This window comes from Pseudomonas sp. NCCP-436, assembly GCF_019656335.1.
GTDB lineage: Bacteria > Pseudomonadota > Gammaproteobacteria > Pseudomonadales > Pseudomonadaceae > Aquipseudomonas.
Genome location: NZ_BPLZ01000001.1, coordinates 195,965 through 209,670, shown reverse-complemented (window position 1 = coordinate 209,670; position 13,706 = coordinate 195,965). Strand labels below are relative to the sequence as shown.

The following is a 13,706-nucleotide window of genomic DNA, read 5'->3' as shown; positions in this document are numbered from 1 at the left end:
CGCTGGCGATGGGAAGAGACGGAGCCTAGGGGCTTGGACCCCCACAGGGCAAGAAGTGGCTGTGATTCCAGCATGCCCACCGGCGTCTACCTTCGACCTGACGGGCCATGGCCCGACGTATCCGTGAGCTGACCATGCAAGAACTGCTGAGCGAAATCCTCGATGAAGTCCGCCCACTGATCGGCCGGGGCAAAGTGGCCGACTACATCCCGGCGCTGGCCGGTGTGGAACCAAATCAATTGGGTATCGCCGTATATGGCAACGATGGCCAGTTGCACACGGCCGGCGACGCCCGCACGCCTTTTTCCATCCAAAGCATCTCCAAAGTGTTCAGCCTGGTGCAGGCCATCAGCCACAGCGGCGAATCAATCTGGCAGCGCCTCGGCCATGAACCGTCCGGCCAGCCGTTCAACTCGCTGGTGCAGCTGGAGTTCGAACGAGGCATCCCGCGCAACCCGTTCATCAATGCCGGAGCACTGGTGATCTGCGACATCAACCAGTCACGCTTCGTCGCACCGGTACTGTCGATGCGCGACTTCGTCCGGCGTCTTTCGGGCAATCCGGAAGTGGTGGTAGACAACCATGTCGCCGAATCGGAATACCAGCATCGGGCCCGCAATGCGGCAGCGGCCTACCTGATGCAGTCGTTCGGCAACTTCCACAACGAGGTGGAAGCTGTGCTGCGCAGCTACTTCAGTTGCTGCGCGCTGCGCATGAGCTGCGTGGATCTGGCCCGCGCCTTCGGCTTCCTGGCCAACGAGGGGTTCTGCAAGCACAGCGGCGAACAGATTCTCTCGCCGCGCCAGTGCAAGCAGATCAACGCCATCATGGCCACCAGCGGCCTGTATGACGAAGCCGGCAACTTCGCCTACCGGGTCGGTCTGCCGGGCAAGAGCGGCGTGGGCGGTGGTATCGTCGCAGTGGTTCCGGGACGCTTCAGCGTCTGCGTCTGGTCGCCCGAACTCAACGCCGCCGGCAACTCGCTGGCCGGCATGGCGGCGCTGGAGCTGCTCAGCCAGCGCATCGGCTGGTCCGTGTTCTGAGGCCGGCTACAACAGCTTGCGGTACTGGACGAAGCCGGAGCGCTCGCCGATGCGGTCGTACAACAGCATCGCCTGACTGTTGCTCTCATGGGTCAGCCAGTTCACCCGAGCACAGCCGGCGGCACGCGCCTGCTCGATAACAAACTGGATAAGCTGGCGGCCGACGCCGCCACTGCGCTGCCCCTTGGCAACGAACAGATCCTGCAGGTAGCAGTAGTCGCCGACTGTCCAGGTGGAGCGGTGGATGACCCAATGCACCAGACCGATGGCCTGCCCGTCACGCCAGGCCAGCGCGGCCCCCATGGGCTCGTTCGGATCCAGAAAGCGCTGCCAGGTGACAGTGCTGGCCTCGGCCGGGATTTCGGTCATGTAGAAACGCTGATAGCCCTGCCACAGAGGCAGCCAGACAGCATGATCGGCTGCCTCCACGGGACGGATTGAAACACTCATACGGTGGTTCCCTCTCGGCGGATTGCTCAGTCGCTCATCTCACCACACAGATCGCGCGCCAGCCAATACTCCACCTCATCCTGCGCCAACCCTGCGCCGATCAGCGCGAACAGTTTACCCAGAGCCGCCTCGCGGGTCATGCCGCCACAGGAAATCAGACCAGCCTCGGCCAGACGGCTGCCGGCTGCATAGACGCCGAACTCTACATGCCCCTGCTGGCACTGGCTGATCGCTGCCAGCACCACGCCCCGGGAATGGGCCTCACGCAGTGCCGCCATCAACCCGGCATCACCGGCCGGTCCGGTGCCGCTGCCATAACACTCCAGCAGAATACCCTGCACACTGCTGACCAACAGAGCACGCAGATGATCCGCTTGCAGCGCCGGATGCAGCGGCACCACAGCCAGGTTCACCATATTGCGCATACAGCGGTAGTCGATCCGCGCATCGAAGGCGACATGCTCGGCGCGACGCTGGCGTGCCAGCACCTGGAAGGCGTCAAAGGCATCGCTACGCAGCTTGGAACAGCGCGCGCCGTGCAACAGCTGACCGTTGAAATACAGGTAAACGCCGGGCGCTACGCCGGCACCCAGAGCGTGCAACGCTCCGAACAGATTGGGCCAGGCATCGCCGCCCGGCACGCCGGCCGGCTGCATGGCACCGGTCAAGACTACCGGCACCTGCAGTCCGAGCAGCAGGAAGCTCAGCGCTGCAGCACTGTAGGCCAGGGTATCGGTGCCATGCAGTATCAGCACGGCATCATGACCGCCGCTCTCCACTGCCTGCACCACCGCATCACGCAGAGCCAGCCAGTGAGCGGGGGTCATGTTGGCACTGTCGATCAACGGCAGTAGCTCGCGGAACTGCCAGGAAGGCAGATCCTGCCGCTTCTCTGCCAGCGCCTGATCACGCATGCGCGCCTCAAAACCGGAGGCTGGTGCCAGCCCGGAAGAAGTCATCTGCATGCCAATAGTGCCGCCGGTGTACAACACCAGCAGGTTTTCAGGGGTTGCCATGGGCTCTCCTCGGCAAAGGCCGGCAGGAAAAAGGGGGCCTGAGCCCCCTTCGTCCTGCCAGGATGCAATCAGCGCTGATGGCGCTCGGCGATTATTTCGTGATCGGCACGCACACCTGCTGCAGGGGCCTGCCAGGCAGCCGGATCGAGATCCAGATCGGAGAACTGTCGGGGATCGAATACCGGAGACTGCACGCCGGCACGGATCTGGTTGTCGTAGTCGCGCATCAGGCGCAGGCCAACTTTGAACAACAGAGCCACGGCGATCAAGTTGCAAATGGCCAGCAAGCCCATGGTCACGTCGGCGAAAGCGAACACCGTGCCCAGATCCTGCACCGAGCCCCACAGCACCAGGCATACCACGAGAGCGCGATAGAGCATGACCGGCAAACGCTTGCTGGTGAAGAAGCCCAGGGCGTTCTCACCGAGGTAGTAGTTGTAGATCAGCGTAGTGAAAACGAACAGCAGCAGGGCGAGGCTGACGAACACCCGGCCCCACTCGCCAACAACGGCAGCCAGAGCGGTCTGGGTCAGAACCACACCGGCCATTTCACTGCCCGGCTGATAGATGCCCGAGAGCAGGATGATCAGCGCGGTGCTGGTACATACCAGCAGGGTGTCGATAAACACGCTCAGCGACTGCACGATGCCCTGAGCGGCCGGGTGCTTCACCTCTGCCACTGCTGCTACGTTGGGCGCGCTGCCCAGGCCAGCCTCGTTGGAGAACAGCCCGCGCTTGACGCCCATCAGAATGGCCGCGCCAATACCACCGGCGAAAGCCGGCTCCAGGCCGAACGCGCTCTTGACGATCAGCACCAGAGTAGCCGGCACTTCCGGCAGGTTCAGGCCGATCACCACCAGTGCCATGCCGATGTAGGAGAAGGCCATGACCGGTACCAGCACATCAGCAATGCTGGCGATGCGGCGTACGCCACCGAAGATGATCAAGCCCATGATTACTGCCAGCGCCACGCCACTGGCCAGAGTCGGCAGGCCGAAGGTGTCGTGCAGCGAGCTGGCCACGGTGAAGGACTGCACCGCATTGAAGCCGAAGCCGAAGGTCACCAGCAGCAGGATCGATACCAGAATACCCAGCCAGCGCTGGCCCAAGCCGTGCTGAATGTAGAACGCAGGGCCGCCGCGATAGGTGCCGTCGCTCTCACGGCGCTTGTACAGCTGCGCCAGCGAACACTCGAAGTAGCTGGTAGCCATGCCGACCAGCGCAACCACCCACATCCAGAATACCGCACCCGGGCCACCGAGCATGATTGCCACAGAGACCCCGGCGATGTTGCCAGCGCCGACACGGCCGGCCACCGACAGCATCAGGGCCTGGAACGAACTGAGCTGGCCGGCCTTACGCTGCAATGCCTCGCCGAAGATGCGGAACATGCTGCCGAAGTAACGAAACTGGACGAAACGCGACGCGAGAGTGAAATACAGGCCAAGGCCGATCAGCATCACGATCAGCAGCTTGCTCCAGATGAGGTCGTTAAGAAGGTCGAGCATGAGTGGCTATCTCTCTTGTTCTTGAAATCGGAACGCGGCCCACTGGGCAGCCGGCGCATGTTTGGCGATCAGGCCTCGCCGGGCAATTTCGCTGATCGTGTAGAGTTGATGCGACTTGATGCTACAATCGCGACACTCGCATCATCTTCGGATCCTCCATGTCGAATCAGTTCGGCAGCAACCTGAAACTGCTGTGCAGCCACTATCGCTCGATTGCCGAGGTATGCCGCAAGCTGGCGCTCAACCGCGCCCAGTTCAATCGCTACCTCGCCGGGCAAAGTCGCCCCACCGCCCATAACCTCAAGCGTATCTGCGACTTCTTTGGCGTCGAGCCATACGAACTGGAGATGCCGAGCGAGCAGTTCGCCCGCCTGATCGGCGTTCGCGACGGCGGCACTCTGCCAGCCGATGGCGACCCGCTGCTGGAACTGTTCTCACCGCTACGCCGCCAGGCCAGTTCGCTGGATCGTTACTGTGGCTACTATTTTGAATACGCCAACTGCATGTCGGTTCCCGGGCACGTCCTGCTGTCACTGGTGCACCTGCGCCTGGAGCGCGGTGCCTACCTGTTCGAGCGCCAGGAACGTCAGGAACGCCAGGAGCGTACCCGCGGTGACAGCGAAGACTGGGTACGCTGCCGCTATCTGGGCGCCGCTTTCCTCCTGCAGGATCGGATTTTCCTCACGGACTACGAAAGCCTGACCGGCAACGAGATCAGCCACACCATTCTGATTCCCAGCTTCAAAAGCCGCATCAACCGACTCAACGGTATCAAAACCGGCGTATCCAGCGGCGACCGGAGAACCCCGGCCTGCACCCGTGTGGTCTGGCACTACCTGGGCAGCGAGATCAACCGGGTCAACGCCTACCGCCAGCTGATGCTCTACGCCCCGGACGATCCGCGCATCGACGACGACATCCGCCAACGCCTTGCCGGGGCAAAGCTGCGTGATGGGCTGTTCGAGATGGAGTGAAAGACGGCAGCATAGTTTCCGACAATAAACGCTCCTGATGTCTCGATAGAGACATCAATCTGAAAGTCCGAAGCTGGGGCCTAGGTGGCATCTCACGCTGGTCTGCTACTGGGCTTCGCAGCCAACTCCGACCCCTGCGACGCGCTTGGGCACTGGACTGCCGCAAGCAAAAGATGGCAATGTGCCAATGGGTTGCCTAGCCTTTCGCGGCGGTATCAGGAGTCACTCATGGACGACATCAGCCCTTCTGATCTCAAGACCATTCTCCACTCCAAGCGCGCCAATCTGTACTATCTGCAGCACTGCCGGGTGCTGGTCAATGGCGGGCGAGTCGAGTACGTCACCGATGCAGGAAAACAGTCGCTGTACTGGAATATCCCCATCGCCAATACCACCACAATCCTGCTCGGTACTGGCACCTCGATTACCCAAGCGGCCATGCGCGAGCTGGCCAAGGCCGGCGTGCTGGTCGGGTTCTGCGGTGGCGGGGGCACGCCTCTGTTTTCAGCCAATGAAGTGAGCGTGGAAGTCGCCTGGTTTTCCCCGCAGAGTGAGTACCGCCCAACTGAGTACCTGCAGCGTTGGGTAAAGTTCTGGTTCGATGACGCCCACAGGCTGACGGCAGCCAAGCATTTCCAACGCGCTCGTCTACAGCGCATCCGTCAAAGCTGGCAAAACAGGGCCCTGCGCGACGCGGGCTTCGAAATCAATGCGCCTGAGCTGGAAAAAGCCCTGGACGCCTCCCTGACGACCATCGACAGCGTGCCCGACAACGCCCATCTGCTCACCGAAGAGGCACGCCTAAGTAAACAACTCTTTGCCTTGGCGGCACGGGCAACCGGTTACGGTGACTTTGTACGCGCCAAAAACGGTACTGGCGGCGACCCGGCCAACCGTTTTCTCGACCACGGCAATTATCTGGCCTACGGCCTGGCGGCCAGCGCTACCTGGGTGCTGGGCATCCCCACGGTCTGGCCGTGCTGCACGGCAAAACCCGGCGCGGTGGGCTGGTGTTTGACGTGGCCGATTTGGTCAAGGACGCCACCATTCTGCCGCAGGCGTTTATATCGGCGGTGCGTGGCGATGAGGAGCAAGAATTTCGTCAGGCCTGTATCGATAACCTGACCCGCAGCGGGTCACTGGATTTTATGATCGACACCCTCAAGGACGTGGCCGAGCACACGGACGCATGAACATCCTGCTGATCTCCCAGTGCGAAAAACGCGCACTGACCGAAACCCGCCGCATCCTCGATCAATTCGCCGAGCGCCGTGGCGAGCGCACCTGGCAAACCCCCATCACCCAAGCGGGCCTGGATACTCTGCGCAAACTGTTGCGTAAAACCGCCCGTAAGAACACCGCCGTGGCCTGCCACTGGATTCGCGGCAAAGACCATAGCGAGCTGCTGTGGATCGTCGGCGATGCCAGCCGCTTCAACGAGCAGGGCGCCGTGCCGACCAATACCAGCCGCCGTGACGTGCTGCGCAAGGATGACGAGAATGACTGGCACAGCGGCGAGGACATCAAGCTGCTGGCGCAGATGGCGGCGCTATTGCACGACCTGGGCAAAGCCAGCGTCGCCTTCCAGCAACGCCTGCGTGATAACCACCGGGAAAGAAACCTGTATCGCCACGAATGGGTATCGCTGCGCCTGTTTCTTGCTTTTGTCGGCCCGGATGATGACGTCACCTGGCTGCAACGCATGGCCAATCCCGACAACCTGGACGACACCCACTGGCTGGCCCCCGAACGTTACTGGCGCGACGGATTAGACCCACAGGCTCCAGCGCCCTTTAAAGACTTGCCGCCACTGGCTGCAGCCATCGCCTGGCTGGTCGTCACCCATCACCGGCTGCCAGTACTGCCCTGCACCACAGCGGAGGATGGCAAGAGCTGGTTTGGACAAAAGTCCAAAACCTTCAATGCCAGTCAACTGGCGAACCTGCTGCAAATGGTGGAGCACGACTGGAACGAACAGCGCCAAAGTGCCGAGCCAGAAGCCATCAGCCCTTATTGGCAGTTTGCCGACGAGTTACCCGTGGTGCTGCCCAAATGGCGTACCCAGGCCGCCAAACTGGCCACTCGCCTGTTGGCACTCAACAGCAGAGCTGACCGGCAAAGCTGGCTGGGCAACCCATACGTGATGCACCTGGCGCGCCTGTGCCTGATGCTGGCTGACCATCACTATTCCAGCCTGCCTGCCGATTCGACACAGCGCATCAAGGGCGACAGTGCCTGCAGGCTTTACGCCAATACCGACCGCGACGGGAAACTGAAGCAGCCGCTGGACGAGCACCTGCTGGGCGTCGCCCGTATGGCGGGCAGCATCTGCCACAGCCTGCCCGGCTTTGAACGTTACCTGCCGCGCCTGGCGCGCCATCGCGGTTTAAAGAAACGCAGCGCCAGCGAACGCTTCCGCTGGCAAGACAGAGCCTTTGATGCCGCCACAACCCTGCGTGAACAGGCCGCCGAACACGGCGCATTTATCATCAACATGGCCTCAACCGGCTGTGGCAAGACGCTGGCCAACGCACGTGTGCTCTATGCTCTGGCCGATCCGCAGCAGGGCATGCGCGCCACCTTCGCCCTGGGCCTGCGCACCCTCACCCTGCAAACTGGACGCAGCTACCGCGAAGACCTGCATTTGAGCGACGACGAGCTGGCCATCCGCGTGGGCGGCTCGGCCAGCCGCCGCCTGTTTGAGTACTACCAGGAGCAAGCCCACAACACTGGCTCGGAGTCGATCCAGGCGCTGCTCGAAGAAGACAGCCACGTGCTCTACGAAGGCCAGCACGCCGATCACCCGCTACTGGCCAAAGCCATGCACGATGAGCGCATTCGCTCGCTGCTGTCGGCGCCCATGCTGGTCTGCACCATCGACCACCTGATGCCCGCCACCGAAGCCCAGCGCGCCGGACGGCAAATCGCCCCCATGCTGCGCCTGATGAGCAGCGATCTGGTGTTGGATGAACTGGACGACTTCGACCTGGCCGATCTTCCCGCTCTTACCCGTCTGGTGCACTGGGCAGGCCTGCTCGGCAGCCGCGTGCTGCTGTCCTCGGCCACGCTGCCGCCAGCACTGGTCGATGGCATGTTTCAGGCCTACCGCGCCGGTCGGCAACAGTACCAGCGCAATCGCGGGCAACATGGCGGGCAGGACAGCGCCCTACAGATTGCCTGCCTGTGGCTGGATGAGTTCGCCCCGCAACAGGCCACCTGCAGCGATGCCCAGCAGTTCAACAGCGCCCACCAACAATTTGTACAACGCCGCGTGCAATCACTGGCGCAGGTCACTGAACAAGAGGGCGCCAGGCGCCGCGCCGAACTGCTGCCGCTGGAGATCAGCGCCAAACAGGAAGACGCGGTGCGCAGCGCCTTTGCCGGCGAGGTGCAAAAAGCGATCATTCAGGCCCACAAGCGTCACCACGAAACCTGCCCTCACAGCGGCAAGCGAGTCAGTTTCGGCCTGGTGCGCATGGCCAATATCGGCCCGCTGTTCGACGTTGCGCTGGAGCTGCTGCGCCTCGGTGCACCGGATGGCTACCGCATCCACCTGTGCGTCTATCACTCACGCTTCCCACTGCTGCTGCGCTCGGCCATTGAGCATCAACTGGACACCTGCCTGAACCGGCGCAACGCCGAAGCTACTTATGAGCACGCCAGCGTCCGCGCTGCCATCGACCAGCACCCAGAGGCCAATCAGTTGTTCGTGGTGCTCGGCTCGCCGGTGACCGAAGTGGGCCGCGACCACGATTACGACTGGGCGGTGGTCGAGCCTTCGTCCATGCGCTCGCTGATCCAATTGGCCGGACGCGTGCAGCGCCACCGCAATCGGCCCTGCCAGACGCCCAATATTCTGATTTTCGAGACCAACCTGAAGTATTTCTCGCCGGACAAAGGGGATCAGGGTTATCCCCTGGCCGCGTTTATCCATCCGGGCTTTGAAAGCGACAGCCGACGCATTGACAGCCCCTTCCGGCTGGTCAAACGCCGCCTGGGCAATCTGCTGCAACCCGACGAATACCAGATCATTACCGCGACCCCGCGCATCCAGCCAAGGCCCATGCCGCAGTGGCAACCGAAAACCAGCCTGGTCGATCTGGAACATGCCCGCCTGGCCGAACAAATGCTGCCCAAGCCGCGCAACGCTGCTCCCCGTGCGCAACGCGGGGTAAAACCCGCCGGCCTGGAGCTGGACGCCGCCTGCGCCTGGCAATTTCCTGATGCCGCACTGACCTGGGCACTGCCGCAGCAGCAGCCGTTCCGGGACGATCCGGGTTTTGAGGAAGACCTGCTGTTCCTGCCGGACGATGACGGCGAACAACTGATCGTTCACCGCATTCATCAAGCGGCCAAAGGCAAACAGCGCGCGATCTACACCCGCGCGGAAAGCCAGGTCGTCTACCTGCAGCCGAATCTTGGTCCTGGCATCAGCTTTTGGGAGCAGCACGACCTGCTGAAACTGCTCAATGAACAGGCCGAAGCGCAAGGCCTGTCACTGCAACACTGCGCCGAACGTTTCACCACCGTCAGCGTGCCGAACTATACGCAAGGCTGGCGCTATCACCCGATGTTGGGGTTTGGAAGAAGAAAGCACTAAGCCAAAGGATCTGTACCAATGATCTGCTCGGCAAACAGGAGTTAAGCCATGGGAGGATGCGATGGGACATGAACGCAAAACAGCATTCCTAAACGCCATCTCCGCCTTCATTGATGAAAGGCGCGAGACCAAGCTAAAGGGCTTGAAGGAAGATGCGGCGGTAGAGGCCGCTGCCAAATACGACTACTCAACCTGGCTGGCCGACGCCGCGCGGCGGGTGTCGCAAATCCAGGCTGTGACCCATGTGCTCAAAGCCACCCACCCGGATGCACGGGGTAGCAGCCTGTACATCCGGCCACAGGGCTTGCCCACACACAGCGAAATTGGCAGTCACTTGCTGGGCGAGCACTACGATGACGACATCGTTGGCAACGCCGCTGCGCTGGACGTGTACAAATTTCTGAAAATCGAGGTGGAAGGCCGCCGTTTGCTGGATTGGCTCCAGGCCGACGATAGCGACCTGCTGGCCGCCTTGCATCCCGACAGCGAAATTGCCAAGCAATGGGCCAGCGCATTCAAAGGGCTGCTACGCAGCAGCGATAAACCGGCCTCTCATACCCTGGCCAAACAACTCTACTGGTGCGTCAGCGGTGAACCCGCAGACGATAGCGGCTATCACCTGCTGCAACCGATGTTCGCCAGCAGCCTGGCCCATACGGTGCATCAGGAAATTAACGAGGCGCGTTTTGGTGAGCGCAACAAGCTGGCGCGCCAGGCCAAACGCGACAAAAAAAGCCACGACGACACCTACCGCGATTACCGCGACTTAGTCGTGCGTAAGCTCGGTGGCACCAAGCCGCAAAACATCAGCCAACTCAACAGTGAGCGTGGCGGGGTCAACTACCTGCTGGCCTCACTGCCGCCATCCTGGCAGCACAACCGCCCGCGTCACTTGCTGTTTATTGACTCAACATTGCCGCGCTTCGCCCGCTTTGAAGAGGTGCCGGAGTTGCTTCAGGCCTTGATCGCGCTGCTGAAAAGCAATCCCTCCGCGACCCTAGAAACCCGCCATAAGCGCAAGCGTATTGAGCGGGCCTTGGGCGAATCACTGGCCGCATTCGGCGCCACCCTGCATGCCCAGCTTCAACCTGGCTGGAGCCGCGACCCGGACTGCCGCCTGCCCGAGTACGAAAAACTCTGGCTGGATCCCGAGCGTGCCACGCTGCCGCCACGGGTGAGCCACCTGGAAGAAGACCGGGCCTTCTCAGTCGCCTATGAACAGAAGGATTGGCCCGATCAGGTCGCCCATGCCTTCGGCAATTGGCTTAACGCCATTTTGCGCAGCCATGACCTGCCGGTAGGTGATGCCGAACACGCACATTGGGCGCGCCAGGCACTGATTGACGCGCAGTGGCCAGCGACCATGCAGCGCCGGCGTGTGCCCAGTGCAAACCCTGAGGCGGAGGTGCAGCATGGCTGAGTGCCCCTACTTTGAACACCTGCTGGTGATCCCCCGCCTGCGGGTACAAAACGCCAATGCCATTTCCAGCCCGCTGACCCACGGGTTTCCCTCCATCACCGCCTTTACCGGGCTGATGTGGGCGCTGGAGCGCAAGGCCCGGGCCGCCGGGCTGGATCTGCGCTTTAACGCCGTTGGCGTGGTGGCTCACGACTTTGAAGAGCAAATTACCGATAGCGACTTCGTCAGCGCGTTTCGCCTGACCCGCAACCCGGTCGACAAAGACGGCAGCACCCTGGCCATTGTTGAGGAGGGCCGCATCCACCTGGATATCAGCCTGATTTTTGCCGTGCAAAGCCAGGCGCTGGAAAACCCGCAAACAGCGGTGGATATCGCCAGACAGGTACGCGAGCTGCTCAGCCAAATGCGCATTGCCGGCGGCAGCGTGCTTGAAGCGGCATTGCCATCCGCACGTCAACGTCCCTATGTCATGTCTATGACGGGAGATGAAGAAGGCCGTGATGAACTCTTTCGCAAACTCAAACTACGCCTGCTGCCGGGTTTTGCCCTGGTTGAGCGCGAGGATTTGCTGGAACAACGCCATCAAGCGCTGCAAGCCAGCCAACCGCAGGCCACCCGCTTGGATGCCTGGCTGTCACTGGCGCGTATCAACTGGCAATGGCAAGCCGACGATGAGGGTAAAGAGGCCTGGCAACATGACCGCAAAGGCCTTGGCTGGATCGTCCCCATCCCGGTCGGCTACGGCGCTCTTGGCGAGCTGCACGCCGCAGGTAGCGTGACCAATGTACGTGACCGCAGCGTGCCGTTCTGTTTCGTCGAAAGCCTCTACGGCATCGGCGAATGGATCAGCCCGCACCGTCTGAACGCTCCGCAACAACTGCTGTGGTACACCGACAGCCAACCCGAAAGCGGCCTCTATCGCTGCCGCAATGACTACCGGTCAGCGCCGGTTATTGAACTCGACTAATCACTGATAAGGATATTAACGATGAGCAACGCAGCCCTGAAAACCGCATCCGTACTGGCTTTTGAGCGCAAGCTGGACCCCTCCGACGCCCTGCTCTACGCCGGCAACTGGACCACGCGCGACAACAGTGCGGACTGGAGCCCGATTGCCGTGCGCGAGAAGTCTGTCCGCGGCACCATTTCCAACCGCCTGAAAACCAAGGATCAGGATCCAGCCAAGCTCGATGCCGCCATCGAAAACCCCAACCTGCAAACCGTAGACGTTGCCGCCCTGCCTGCTGATGCAGACACCCTCAAGGTTCAGTTCACCCTGCGTGTGCTGGCCGGCACCGGGGAACCCTCCGCCTGCAACGAGGCGGCCTACCGCGACAAACTGCTGGCCACGGTAAAAGGCTACGTAGACAGCCACGGTTTTACTGAACTGGCTCGCCGCTACGCCCATAACCTGGCCAACGGCCGCTTCCTGTGGCGTAACCGCATCGGTGCGGAGCAGGTTGAAGTGCAGGTTAGCCACCTGGTAGACGGGAAGGCACAGAAGCAGTGGACCTTCGATGCCTTCGCCTTTTCCCTGCGCAACTTCGACAAACCCGCCGATCACCAGCAGGCTGACAATCTCGCACAACTTAGCGCCCTGATCGCCTCCGGGCTGGCCGGCGAACATCATGTGCTGCTGCAAGTGACGGCTTTTGTCCGTATGGGAAATGGGCAGGAGGTCTTCCCGTCCCAAGAGCTGATCCTTGACCGTGGCCGGGGCGAAAAGAGCAAAACTCTTTATAAAGTTAACGAAGTCGCCGGCATTCACTCGCAAAAAATCGGCAACGCTTTGCGCAGCATCGACACCTGGTACGAAGGCGCCGAAATCAACGGCCCTATTGCCATCGAGCCCTACGGCTCCGTCACCACACAAGGCAAAGCCTATCGCCAGCCCAAGCAGAAAATGGACTTCTACAACCTGCTGGATAACTGGGTACTGAAAGACAAGGCGCCAGCCACCGAGCAGCAGCACTTTGTTATGGCCACGCTGATTCGTGGCGGTGTGTTTGGCGACTCCGACAAGGGCTAAGCCATGGATTACTACCTTGACCTAAAACTGCTGCCCGACCCGGAGTTTGCCGCCACTCAGTTGATGAGTGCGCTGTTCAGCAAACTCCATCGGGGTCTATGCGATCTGGGCCGCAACGATATTGGCGTCAGCTTCCCTGCCGTCGAATCAGGCGGGCATGGCCTGGGCGATTGTCTGCGCCTGCACGGCAGCGCCGAGGCACTGGATAAACTGCTGGCACTTAACTGGCTGAGCGGCATGCGCGACCACCTGCATACCGGAGAGCTGGCACAGGTACCGGCTGGGGCAAAGCATCGCCTGGTCAGCCGCGTACAGGTCGACAGCAACCCCGAGCGCGCCCGCCGGCGCCTGATCAAGCGCCACGGCATTAGCCTTGAGGAAGCCCGCCAGCGCATCCCGGACAGCGCCGGCAAACGCTGCAACCTGCCCTATGTGGCCATACGCAGCAACAGCTCGGGGGAGCGCTTTAACCTCTTTATCCGCCACGGGCCACTGCTCGACAGCCCACAACCCGGAACCTTCAACCGCTACGGCCTAAGCAGTACCGCCAGCGTGCCCTGGTTCTGACCCTTTTTTCAGCCGTAAATTTAGCTCTTTAAAAATCAATGAGTTACAAAGCGGCTAAAAAATAGGGTATTGGACGCACCAACACCCTCCAGGCCTTTT

The 13,706-nt window shown here is 61.5% G+C and carries 11 protein-coding genes; 8 read left to right on the top strand and 3 right to left on the bottom strand.

Annotated features, from left to right (window positions below; translation table 11 throughout):
- Positions 1-134: 134 nt before the first annotated feature.
- The gene (gene glsB, locus NCCP436_RS00990) at positions 135-1,043 is read left to right on the top strand and encodes a glutaminase B (RefSeq protein ID WP_220802125.1); all 909 of its coding nucleotides are present in this window, start codon (positions 135-137) and stop codon (positions 1,041-1,043) included.
- Between the two features lie 6 nt (positions 1,044-1,049).
- Here the strand turns inward: glsB and NCCP436_RS00985 are convergent, their stop codons facing one another.
- The 3 genes from NCCP436_RS00985 to NCCP436_RS00975 all read right to left on the bottom strand — a co-directional run bounded on the left by NCCP436_RS00985 (position 1,050) and on the right by NCCP436_RS00975 (position 4,017).
- Positions 1,050-1,493: a GNAT family N-acetyltransferase gene (locus NCCP436_RS00985; RefSeq protein ID WP_220801925.1), complete on the bottom strand. Its 444-nt coding sequence runs from the start codon at positions 1,491-1,493 to the stop codon at positions 1,050-1,052.
- A 26-nt stretch (positions 1,494-1,519) separates the two neighbouring features.
- Positions 1,520-2,509 (bottom strand): asparaginase, encoded by a 990-nt coding sequence (locus tag NCCP436_RS00980; RefSeq protein WP_220801924.1) that lies wholly within the window; start codon positions 2,507-2,509, stop codon positions 1,520-1,522.
- A 68-nt stretch (positions 2,510-2,577) separates the two neighbouring features.
- Positions 2,578-4,017 (bottom strand): sodium:alanine symporter family protein, encoded by a 1,440-nt coding sequence (locus NCCP436_RS00975; RefSeq protein ID WP_220801923.1) that lies wholly within the window; start codon positions 4,015-4,017, stop codon positions 2,578-2,580.
- Positions 4,018-4,175: 158 nt separating this feature from the next.
- Between NCCP436_RS00975 and NCCP436_RS00970 the strand changes: the two genes are divergently transcribed.
- The 7 genes from NCCP436_RS00970 to cas6f all read left to right on the top strand — a co-directional run bounded on the left by NCCP436_RS00970 (position 4,176) and on the right by cas6f (position 13,607).
- Entirely contained in the window at positions 4,176-4,991 is an 816-nt protein-coding gene (locus NCCP436_RS00970; RefSeq protein WP_220801922.1) for a helix-turn-helix transcriptional regulator, read from the top strand.
- Between the two features lie 228 nt (positions 4,992-5,219).
- Complete coding sequence (cas1f, locus tag NCCP436_RS00965; protein ID WP_259651425.1) at positions 5,220-6,116, top strand: type I-F CRISPR-associated endonuclease Cas1f; 897 nt, start codon at positions 5,220-5,222, stop codon at positions 6,114-6,116.
- A gap of 64 nt (positions 6,117-6,180) precedes the next feature.
- Positions 6,181-9,591: a type I-F CRISPR-associated helicase Cas3f gene (gene cas3f, locus NCCP436_RS00960; RefSeq protein ID WP_220801921.1), complete on the top strand. Its 3,411-nt coding sequence runs from the start codon at positions 6,181-6,183 to the stop codon at positions 9,589-9,591.
- Positions 9,592-9,652: 61 nt separating this feature from the next.
- Positions 9,653-11,011 (top strand): type I-F CRISPR-associated protein Csy1, encoded by a 1,359-nt coding sequence (gene csy1, locus NCCP436_RS00955; protein WP_220801920.1) that lies wholly within the window; start codon positions 9,653-9,655, stop codon positions 11,009-11,011.
- Positions 11,004-11,978: a type I-F CRISPR-associated protein Csy2 gene (csy2, locus tag NCCP436_RS00950; RefSeq protein WP_220801919.1), complete on the top strand. Its 975-nt coding sequence runs from the start codon at positions 11,004-11,006 to the stop codon at positions 11,976-11,978. Before csy1 ends, csy2 begins: the two co-directional genes overlap by 8 nt.
- A 21-nt stretch (positions 11,979-11,999) precedes the next feature.
- Positions 12,000-13,040 carry a type I-F CRISPR-associated protein Csy3 gene (csy3, locus tag NCCP436_RS00945; RefSeq protein WP_220801918.1) on the top strand — a complete coding sequence of 347 codons (1,041 nt, stop codon included), beginning with the start codon at positions 12,000-12,002 and terminating at the stop codon, positions 13,038-13,040.
- A gap of 3 nt (positions 13,041-13,043) precedes the next feature.
- On the top strand, positions 13,044-13,607 hold the full coding sequence (gene cas6f / locus NCCP436_RS00940) for a type I-F CRISPR-associated endoribonuclease Cas6/Csy4 (RefSeq protein ID WP_220801917.1): 564 nt from the start codon (positions 13,044-13,046) through the stop codon (positions 13,605-13,607).
- The last annotated feature ends 99 nt before the right edge of the window (positions 13,608-13,706 follow it).